Annotated in this window: 8 protein-coding genes and 1 pseudogene; all 9 read right to left on the minus strand. The window is 55.0% G+C overall.

Going from position 1 to position 10,221, the window contains the following annotated elements:
* Nucleotides 1-213: 213 nt before the first annotated feature.
* Nucleotides 214-1,137, minus strand: coding sequence for an SEC-C metal-binding domain-containing protein (locus AAIH70_RS16625; RefSeq protein ID WP_430034897.1), 924 nt, complete (start codon nucleotides 1,135-1,137; stop codon nucleotides 214-216).
* On the minus strand, nucleotides 1,134-1,400 hold the full coding sequence (locus AAIH70_RS16630) for a hypothetical protein (protein WP_430034899.1): 267 nt from the start codon (nucleotides 1,398-1,400) through the stop codon (nucleotides 1,134-1,136). The genes AAIH70_RS16625 and AAIH70_RS16630 overlap by 4 nt, the downstream gene beginning before the upstream one ends.
* A 68-nt stretch (nucleotides 1,401-1,468) precedes the next feature.
* On the minus strand, nucleotides 1,469-3,166 hold the full coding sequence (locus tag AAIH70_RS16635; RefSeq protein WP_430034902.1) for an AAA family ATPase: 1,698 nt from the start codon (nucleotides 3,164-3,166) through the stop codon (nucleotides 1,469-1,471).
* 110 nt (nucleotides 3,167-3,276) lie between these two features.
* Nucleotides 3,277-4,371, minus strand: coding sequence for a helicase HerA domain-containing protein (locus AAIH70_RS16640; RefSeq protein WP_430034903.1), 1,095 nt, complete (start codon nucleotides 4,369-4,371; stop codon nucleotides 3,277-3,279).
* A gap of 6 nt (nucleotides 4,372-4,377) precedes the next feature.
* Nucleotides 4,378-5,397, minus strand: coding sequence for a DNA adenine methylase (locus AAIH70_RS16645; protein ID WP_430034905.1), 1,020 nt, complete (start codon nucleotides 5,395-5,397; stop codon nucleotides 4,378-4,380).
* 201 nt (nucleotides 5,398-5,598) lie between these two features.
* Entirely contained in the window at nucleotides 5,599-5,751 is a 153-nt protein-coding gene (locus tag AAIH70_RS16650; protein ID WP_430034907.1) for a hypothetical protein, read from the minus strand.
* Between the two features lie 719 nt (nucleotides 5,752-6,470).
* Nucleotides 6,471-7,973: an AAA family ATPase gene (locus AAIH70_RS16655; RefSeq protein ID WP_430034909.1), complete on the minus strand. Its 1,503-nt coding sequence runs from the start codon at nucleotides 7,971-7,973 to the stop codon at nucleotides 6,471-6,473.
* Between the two features lie 114 nt (nucleotides 7,974-8,087).
* Entirely contained in the window at nucleotides 8,088-8,705 is a 618-nt protein-coding gene (locus tag AAIH70_RS16660; protein WP_430034910.1) for a hypothetical protein, read from the minus strand.
* A gap of 1,163 nt (nucleotides 8,706-9,868) precedes the next feature.
* Nucleotides 9,869-9,964, minus strand: a pseudogene (locus AAIH70_RS16665) (IS3 family transposase); the annotation flags it as partial.
* Nucleotides 9,965-10,221: the final 257 nt, after the last annotated feature.

Raw genomic sequence — 10,221 nt, forward strand, 5'->3', positions numbered from 1 at the left:
ACAGTCAGCCTGATGATTTTGCAGGATGACGGGTTCATTGACTGATACGGCGGTGACTGTCGCAGAAACAGAGATGTTCTGAACACAGAGCGAGCGATCAATGTCGGAATCCGACGCTTAGGCGGATATCGCGTGGTGGGTGGCTACGTTAGAAACAATCGGGCATCTGCTGAAGGCACTTGCTCTGACACGACCGCGCGCAAGCTCAATTCATTACGACTTGACGGATATCACGGAAATCAATGCCATATCACCATTGGCGACGCGGCCGCTGGTGCCCGGGGTCTGCACCATTGGAACGCGCTTCCCCTCCGGGGCTGACCAAGGGGTGTGGTCGACCTCGATGACATCTAAAGTGGTTGGTCCTGCCTGTTCCCTGTGACTGCGAAGTATGTCTTCCGTCAGAGCATCGTTGCTCAATGACTCCCCACGATCAACGACTTGCAACACCCCTCCTGAACGGAGGACCTTATCGGCCAGCTCGTACGCTGCGTTCTGTACAAACAGTCGGTGGGCATAGTCAGATTCCACGCCCGCATCTCGAACCACCTCATGGTCTTGCCGTTGCATGTGGACGCCGTTCAACCAAACAGTTACGGCGTCAAATAAACCATCTGCCTGAAGTGCGGACAATAGATGCGGGTCGGAACACACGTCAGCCTGCAGCAAACAAATAGGCGCGGGCAACTCTTCGGTAATCGCACTATAAACGGAGCGATACCCGAAATTCGTGGGCTGCGTTTCTATTCTACTTACGAGTGCAGGGGCATGCCCAGCCTTTTGTAACGTATCTTTGGTCGTTGAGAGACAAGATGGATTTTCGTCGACCGCGACTACCCGAAGATCGGAGCCAAACTCGCTTAGCATCGATAGAATTCCATGCCCACTGCCACAACCGATGTCGAGAAGACGGTTGATCCCGTACTTTTTCAACTGCCGCGACATCCAATCATAGTCCCCACGTTTGGATTGGGCATCGGCAGTGACCCGCCAATTTACCGCATATATCCTCTGGGCTTCAGAATATTTGTCTTCCGGTGCGGCTAAATCGATTGCGCGATGGCACTGCTTGTATTTGCGGGTGGAACCACACCAGCACGGTTCATTAGGACCAGGCATCGCATAACGAGTGCTCAAGTATACTCCTGAAGATTGGGCGAACCGCCCTGCGTTGATTCCGCCCGCATTAGATGACTGACCGGGACGACTTCGTCCCGAAGCTTCTTCCAAGGCTTACGTCCTTGCCTGCAAGCGTCGAGGTCGGTGATGGACACCTCGCTCTCTGACATTTCTGCGATCAGAGCTTCTAAGACGTCAAGCGCGACACCATCGGGTTCGGAAACGGCGTCGTATAACCTCGTAAGTCCCATCAGATCGAAGACCCCATCATTGGAGCTCATCCCCGTATCCTACTTCGTGACAAAACTGCTTGCTTGGATTGCTTGCCGCCCGCGAGCGCACGGAAGTACTATGCGACGTTCTTTTTCTTCTCTTTAGGCCAAATCCGCCCGTCTATAGAGTAAAAACCAGCGGTTTTCTGAAAAGCAGCGTACAGGCTATCTCGAAATTTGAAAATCGCGGCTTGGTTATCTCCGCTCTTGAGCCAGGCTTTGATGAGGAGATCGTAGAATGGCTTGTTGTCGTTGAAGTGTTCCTTGCTCTTTTCGCGTTGGACTCCCTTCGCTGATCCCTTCTCCTCTTTGGCCTTGGCAATGGCCGTCGCGATCCCATCATAATCTTTGAGGACGTCGTCGGCCGTCAGCTTCGAGTAGCCATGAAGCGAAACTTCCTGCCAGAAGGCCTTCGCATTCTCGTCCTTCATGAGTTTTCGTAGGAACTCGGAAAACATTCGGTCCGGGGCGTCATCGCCGGGGAGCGCGATGATATGATTGGCAAGGTCGGGCTTCTGATCACCGTCGAGGATACAGATAGCTCGCATCGTGGATTGATTTATCTTGAGATCGCCGAAAAGATTTCGAAGCGACTCCGAGCCGATGTTCGCGCCGACCATGTGCAGAAGGTTTTTCGCGGGGGCGAAACCAGGGTCGAGCGTCTTGCTGATATAGTCCAAGAGCTGCTCAAGGAAGAATCGCGCCTCTTCGTCTTCCGTATACACGGGAATGTACACGTTCTGATAAAGCGCCGCGTACTGGAGGCCGCTGAGGTGCATCTCGATCTGCGCGGGACCGGGGTCAGGCATCATGCTGACGCTATCCAGCTGGTCGACGAGGTAGATGATGCGGTGCTTTAGCTGATAGGCATACTTGAGGATAAACAGGCTGTGCGTCGTGAAAAAGACCTGTATCCGATATTCCTTCGCATATCGGGCGATGAGATCGAATAATTTCTTCTGCGCAGTCGGATGGAGCGTGGCATCGAACTCGTCGATGAGAAGGACACTCTCGATTTCCCGTTCCTTGCCCGGCTTCACGCTCTCAGTTATGTTTCGCAGGCAGTTCAGCGCGGTGAGTATGATGCTGATGTTGTCTTCGCCCGACGATATCGTGTTCGAGTCGATACCGGCCGACTTGGTCGTGAAGTCGTTACGTTTCTTGACGCCGGATATGTTTTGATTGAGGGCCTGGACAATCTCCATCCTGGTGAGGTCTTCGTACTGCTTCACGAAGGCGTCGTGGATGTGAGAAGGCAGCTGGCCGCGCGGTTTCTCGATTTCGTGAGCGTCGCTGAGCTCGCCATACGGAAACAGCCGTGACAGGCCGAGATACACGACGGGTACGAACGGCAGGCGATCCAGCTTGTTACGGCCATATTGCGGTTTGATGGAGAACCTGAAGTTGTTGACTTTGCTTTCATCAGTGGAATTGTGTCGCCTAAAGCCGATAGAGTCGCCGTTGACGTAGTTGACGGTAAAGAGCGTTCCTGCTTTGCCCTCGGCCGGATTGCTGTAGCTGCTCTTGTCGCCGCGGGACACGGTTTCGATTTTCGGGTTCACCTTGTCGACGAACCTGCTGAGTATCGTTATCGACTCGTGGCTGGTGAATCGGTCGTCGTTACGTTTGAGCGCCTGGTACGAGTTACCGATAACATGCATCAAGGTGGATTTGCATGTTCCGTTCGTTCCCGAGATCAGGTTTACGCCCTTATCGAACTCGAAGGTGATTTCCTTGAGCTTCCGGTACTGCACGAACTCAATGTCATTGATCATTACTTGACGGCCCCGCCCTGATTCCCGAAAGCCATATGACCAACTGCCAAAGCCGAAAGCAATCTAGCCGGGTGTCAGGCGGCAGAGACATCTCAAGGCTTCGATGTCTTTCAACAGGAAAGGTGCAGGGCCATTCTAATATTAGAGCTGTTAAAAGACTTGAGGTCTTCGGAGAGGTTCGATCCGTCAGCCGTAACTCCTTCGGCGATGAACTGATGGCCCACTTCGAGGTTCTCGAAGAAGTTCACGCGAATGTCTTTAAAACCGGGCTTCGCGCCGATCCTGTAGCGCACCGTGTTATCCGCAAAGACATCTGCGATTGAGCTTCCGCTATCCTGGTCATTGGCGTTGGAATACTCACCGTTGATGTCGAGGATTATCTGGCCGATCGGCGTGTCGGACTCGAATGCCGACAAAGCGACCGCAGAGACCATTGTTTTCGTGGTATTGGATTTACCCGTACGCGTCATGCCAAAGACCGCCGTCCGCCTGGCGAGAAAGTCTCCGGGAAAAATCTTGACCGGGACTTGAGCCTGCCCCGGCCTTAGTGCCAGCTGATTTGACGACGTGAACCGAACGGTACCGATTTCGAATGCCGCCGGAGCCGTCTTCATTCCTAGATCGCGCGCGTCTTTCTCGGCCTTGGCTTTCCGGATCGGGTCTACGAAATTCACTATCGTGGCCAAGGCGTCGGGTCCCGGCTTCCGGACGACCATATGCCTCGCTGCGAAGAAGTCCTCGGCGTCCGCGCCAAAATTCAGCGCTGACGAGCCGTTGAGGAAGAATGTGCCGAGGACCTTGCACTCGACGCCGCTCCACTGGAGCATCGAGAAGGAAATCGGCTCGTCCATCCGGAAGGCCGGGTCTTTGGTCGCCGGGTTGTCCTGGAAATGCTCCATGACCGCTCTGACCATGTCGCGATCCGTCGCGAGTTCAGCGCGCCCGACCACCCGTAGCAGCAGGATGCGTTTATCGATCGGATGGGCGCTCACGATGTCGTTCGGGTCGGCGCTGCAGGCCAGCAGGTAGCTGTTCATCGGGATGCCACCAGCACCCTCGCGCCACTTGTCATTAGTCATGACGATCGCGGCGTCGTAGGACATATGTATGGTGTGGCCTACTAGGGAGGCACCGGACCGCTCGTCAAGAAGCGCGCTGAGTGGGTTCGTTCCGGCAGAGAGCGTAGTGACGAGGCTGTCGATCATCCGAGACTATCCGATTGCGATGTTTCGTTCCAAGACTTCGATATTGGCGGCCGCGTTCTGTCGACGACGGGGGATCGGGATGATCTCCGCGCCGTCCTGAAGTTCTCCGCGCTGCCGGAGGTCCGCGATCACGTTCGACACGACAATCTCCTTCGCGACCAATCTTTGCTTCTCATCGATCCGGGCAGAGTACTGAAGGTTCACGAGTGCGAAGCCGGGATGAGCGTTATAGAGCGTGTGAGCGTCCGGATGGCTGTCGTACGAGAGCAGCCAGTTCCCCGGTAGGTCCTCCACGCCGCGAGCGAGGGCCTCGTGGTCCAATCTGTCGAAGTGGCAGCGGTACAGCTTATCCGCCTTCGCGAAGAACGGGGGATCGAGATACCAGAAGACGTTCTCTGGATTGCCCCTGAAAATTGCGGTTTTGCGTATGTCGCGCACCGTCTTGATATAGCTCTCGTTCCTGACGAATCGGACGCGGTGGCGTAGCCGCGATAGCTCGAGAACCCGCTCAGCCAGCTTGGTCTGGTTGAAACGACAGCCGATTTTATAGTCGCTCGCCTGGCTCATGCCTCCTATCGGCCCTGCCTTGCGATGAAGGGAACCCGAAAAACTTGTTCTGTTTAAGAATAGGCACTTGAAGGCAGATGCAAGCCCTGGCTCAGTCTCCAATCCTTTAAGGCGCTTCCATTCTTCGAGGCTGACATCTGCGTCGCAGATCATGTCAGCCAGCGCGTTGGCTTGATCCGAAAACACCGTAGCCCAGAAGGACGCCACCAGGGGATCAGCGTCAACGAGAGCAATTTTGTCCACATAGTCCGCTTCAAGAAGCGATATGGAAACTGACGCGCCCCCGGCGAACGGCTCGATAAACAACTTAGGCCGAACCCGTGTTTTTGAGATCAGGTCGGCGATGAAAGGGGCTAGTTTACGCTTTCCGCCCGGATAGCGGAGCGGTGAGATATCCGAACGGGTGCACCAATTCACAACGCGTGGCTTGTCAGCTTCTAATTTTGAACCAGTACCCATTCTGCCACCCCGACGCGAATCTTCGCGTGATCAGCGTAAGTCGGTGGATTCATTTGCACAACACCGCCGAAGCTTCATGGGAGATTATTCCAATAGTCATTACAAGATTTACTTACGACCAAGTGGAGGCGGTTGCTGACAGTGCAGCGCTAGCTCTTGCACACGCGCGGACGGCGGGTCGATTCCGGCTAGGGCATCCTCCTACGAGGTGCCCGAGCTTGTCGAGGGCAGCCACTGCCAGAACCAATTGGTATCGGCCAGTGCCGCATAGGTCGTGCGATTCCAGCCGTTCAGATCGTAACCCGGCTCATCCGCTGCTTCCAAAAGATATTCGCGGAAACCGTCAGATGTCATTCCTCGCAAGGTCCCGCGCCTTTGGCCCACGACCTTGTTGGCCTCGGCCCCAGCCAGCGTCTTATAGCGATCAGCGAGCCTATAGTCCGTGAAGTGGCTATATGCGCGCGCCTGCTCCGTTGGAGACCATGTCGTCGGAGCGGCACAATAGAAGACCACTCCGATCGGATCGGTGGGTACGAGGCGGGCTCTAATCCAACGTTCGGTGAAAAACTTGGGGTCGTCTGCGTATGGATGCAGAGGCTGTTGTTCGGCCGTAGTTCCAAAAGCTGCGCTTTTTCCGGTGTTGCAGTCGCGACAGCATGGCACGAGGTTCGTCGGCAGCACGGAGAACAGAGGAAAGCCAGATTTGGGCAAATAGTGATCCAGAGTGGCGACGTATCCCACTCCGCCGCAGAACGGACAGTGGCCGCCGGCCGCAACTTGAATGTCATCGTAGACGCGTCGGGCTTGCCCCGACGTCCTGACCATGCGGTCCGTGTAAAGGGAAGTAAGCTGTCCCTTGGTGAGGGAGCCTGCCACGACGGTATCGGGCATTCCCCGAGGCGCACGCGGAAGGAGGTGCCATGACTTGGCCACGGAGGCAGCTTGATAGTCGGCTGCCGCATTTTCGATGAAGCTACGGTTCACATCGTAAGGTGTCCGATCGCCCACGGCGCATTCCCCCACGCACAGATCGTAGACGTCCATAGCTAGCTGGGGCGGAGTCGGCATCTGTCTCATGCTTGTCGGTTCAACGAATCCGGGTCAGTGACCATGGCGCGGAGAATACCTTTGGCCTCCTGACCCAGCTGACCGTTATAGTCGGCGACGATTTCCTCGTACGCCGCTCCTTTTCGCGCGTCAGCCTCGAGGAGCGAATGGAAACCTGAATTGGTGACCTCCAAGCCGAATACTTCTCTGGTGAGAACGCCGACGTTTTCCCCGAAGGTTTCTATCGATGGCTGCTTGGTCGACGCCGACAATCTGAGACGAGTGACTATGGTGACGCACGACCTCGGAATCTCCTGGATCACGACTGGCGAATGAGTCGCCACGATCGCCAGCCCATTGCGGTGGTGAAGTAGTTCACTGAGCGCCCGCGTGAAGGCAGATAGTAGCGGAGGATGCAGATGACTTTCCGGCTCGTCGAGAAGGACCAGGGTCTTCTCCTCGACGCGAGCTGCTAACTTTGAAATGGTCAAAAGGACGATCGCGTGCCCTGCGCTCATGTTGTGGATGAACCAGGCAGCGTATTTCGTCCACTGGTCCTCCTGCATCATGGTGAGTTGCCAGAGCTCCATTTGAGCAAAGTTTTCATCCGATCCCAAAGTCAGTATCGCGTCCCGCCATCTGTCTTTTTTCCTCGGATCGGCAAAACACTCCTTCAGGCTGGAAAGGCACTCATTCCGGAGGGCGTTGAGTGTTTTCAGCGTGCCGGAGGGGCCATCGCCAACCTTCAGGCCAATATACGAATAGCCAGGTCCGAGCTCTGGATCAGAACGTTCCTGCGGAGGATCGAAGGGATCGAACGCGCTGAAGGACACGGACACGAGGCTGGCGAAGTAGTCTCCGGAGATAGGAGTGCGCTGCCAGCCACTGTCGTCGTAAAACGTCCCGATAGCGCCTTCCCCTCGCATGACCGTGTTGATCATGTCATTCAGGATCGTCGTTTTTCCCACGCCATTGCGGCCAATAAGGGCATGAATGTTGGTACTGGGCTTCGAGTCGGCCGTGACGATAAATCTAAGCTCCAGGCCAGCGGATTGATCGCTTTGTGGTCGCAGGTATGTAAACTGGTAGTCCGTCAGCGGTGACATGCCGTTGAGCACACGCGCGTACTGACCATTGATTGATGCCATGCCAACGTATCGCAGGAGCGAGGTCTTGAAAACGGGCTCTCCGGTCGCATTCCGCATCGCACCCACGTCAACGACGATGTCATGTAACCCTCTGAGAAATGCGTCGCGGGTCGCCGGAGACACCGTATGGCCAAGGATGCGATAATAATCGACATCGCACCCTACGGAAAAGAAACCTTCAGGTAACGCGGGAAAATTTGGAGGGAGCGCCTGGAATGTCGGCTGGTTGGTCGTTTGTCCCTTGAAGCCGATCTTGACGTTTTGCAAGTCATGACGAATGCCGTGTTCGTCGTACAGGACCACGTCAAACATCGTGACGTAGTCGTAGTCATTCCAGTGGTCGATCCAAAGATAAACCGCGTCGACGCCTCTTTGAGGCACTTGTTGGCTCCGCGGTACTAAATGAAAGAGCACGACTTCCTCGTCAGAGCGTTGGATTAAGTGCATTCCGGCAGTGATTGCAGCTTTCACAAGGTGTGGAAGCCACTCGCTCGTCTATGCAGTCATTAGTTCCGCAAGCTGCTTGAGCTCTGGTTGAATGACCGGCGTAACCGGATCGATGATGTCTTCCTTGATCATCAGCGAGATAGACCCGACGAGCTCCGTCTTATTGACTGAGTAGTCTTTCTCGGCGCGGACAACGTTGCCGTAAAATCGCTCGGACAGCTTCATGGACAGCCGCTTGGTCGGCATGTCGCGCAGCTCCTTTCGGAGCCCTCTAAAATCTTGGGCACGCCGTACGAAGCGCTCCGAATTTTCTTTCGTTGAGAGCGCCTGCAGCAGATAATAGGCGATCAGGGGCTTACGGAATTGCTGAGTAGTCAGCGGGTCCACCGTAAACGCCGCATAGTCTATTACGTCAACCATGGTAGCGGGTAGCATAACCTCGAGCGGCTTGAACGCGCGCTCGCGTGCCTCGCGAATAGCCGGAGTAGACTGCGCGGGAATGGCTAGAACAGCTTCACACGTATCGCAGACGTCGACGAGAACCTGCTTTGCCACCCCGATACCGTCATCAAAGGGTACGTCGCGGTATTTTAGGGTCGTGGTCTTGAAGGCCGCGCACGCATCGCAGTAAGCTTCACTCTTATCGCCATACATGAACATTTTCATGATTATTTTCCTATCTCATGCACGCTGATAAAGAATGTGTTCGGGTCTTTATAGAAGAACTTGATGTACCATCCGTCTCGCTTGAGGATATGGACGGTAACGCTCTTGTCGCCATGATGCAGCGAACTCTCGTGATGGTTCCCGTTGCACTTCGCAATCAGGTTATGCACCTGGACGTTTGTAACACGCCCCATCTGCAGTAGGTTCTTGGATTCGATTCCTCTTCTCGCCTCGTGACGGTAGGTGCCATCCAACAACGCCTTTAGAACAAGTGGCTTAACTTGCTTGAACCTCATATACACCCCATAAATACGAAATATTTCGTATAAGTCAATATGCAATCTGCCTGGGCCTTTTTGGCCGCAAAATATCAAAAATATGTTGTCCTTTGGAAATTGTGCTGTGTTTCAAACAATTCAGCCAAAAGCGACCGCCCTTGCCTCTGACTCTAGATCAGTCGAAGCTGATGCAGCGACGGAGCACCCGATGAATAAAGACTACCACATATGCCACCCCTACCGGTTCGAACGGCTGGCGAAAGATCTGGCTAAGTGGTCGGCAGGTATTAGCTCGGCTTCGTTGTCCGAGGATCAACCTCGGATCGAATACGCCGGGATGAATGACTCAGAATTCTCTGAAAGACTTCAAGATTACAATCGCGCGGGATGGTTTCGCGAACGGTGAGCCTCATGCGTCCGCGAGATCGTTGACCTGGCCGCACCGCCCAAGACCGACATGCTTGCCTCAGAGATACCTCAGTTCCGCCCAGAGCAAACGATCTATATCCACTTCGGTGAGAATGCCGGAATACCCGTCAGTGGCCTGCGGGACCACTATGTCGACGGCGTGTATTTGTCCGCTGGGGGAAGTCGATGAACAGCCAGGATGTCACGTTCTCATTGCGGAGGCCTTCATAGCGACGCTCCCCAGCGCCTCACGGTAGGGGAAATACTTGCCGAGCAGAGCTGATTTTGCACCAGATCCGCATAGCTCCATACCGGCCAGCGGCTGTATCCGAGCCGCACAATAGGCCCGATACATGACCGTACGCGATCACACGTTCGAAATCGCTCGAAGAACTGCTTGCATGAACGGGGGCATCCATACATGACCTGGCGGGTGCTGCGGATAAAAACCTGGACTGTTTCAAAATGCTCAGGCCTTTAGATGCTCAGGCCGAGACTCTTACGATATTCGAGCGGGCTGAGTGATCCCGGTGATAATTTGATGCGCGTCTCATTGTACCATCGGATGTAGCCGCGGGTGTAGACGATAGCAAGTTTCAGCGTATAGGGAAAGAGGATTACACCTTTCGTCGGGACGCCGCATGCAGCGTCCACTATTGCTCGGTCTGGATCAGGGCGGCCAGGTAGTGTACGAGACTACCTGTCGAGATCATTTCGGTCGACCAAGAGCGGGGACTGCACGACCAGTAGGCCTTCCTTCGTCAGGCGGCGTTCCACCTTGAGGCGGCCGGCGTGTAAAAGCACTTGAAAGCGGTCGTTTGCGAGCGCAA

Origin of the sequence: Neorhizobium sp. BT27B (assembly GCF_050455485.1) — a bacterium.
Lineage (GTDB): Bacteria > Pseudomonadota > Alphaproteobacteria > Rhizobiales > Rhizobiaceae > Neorhizobium.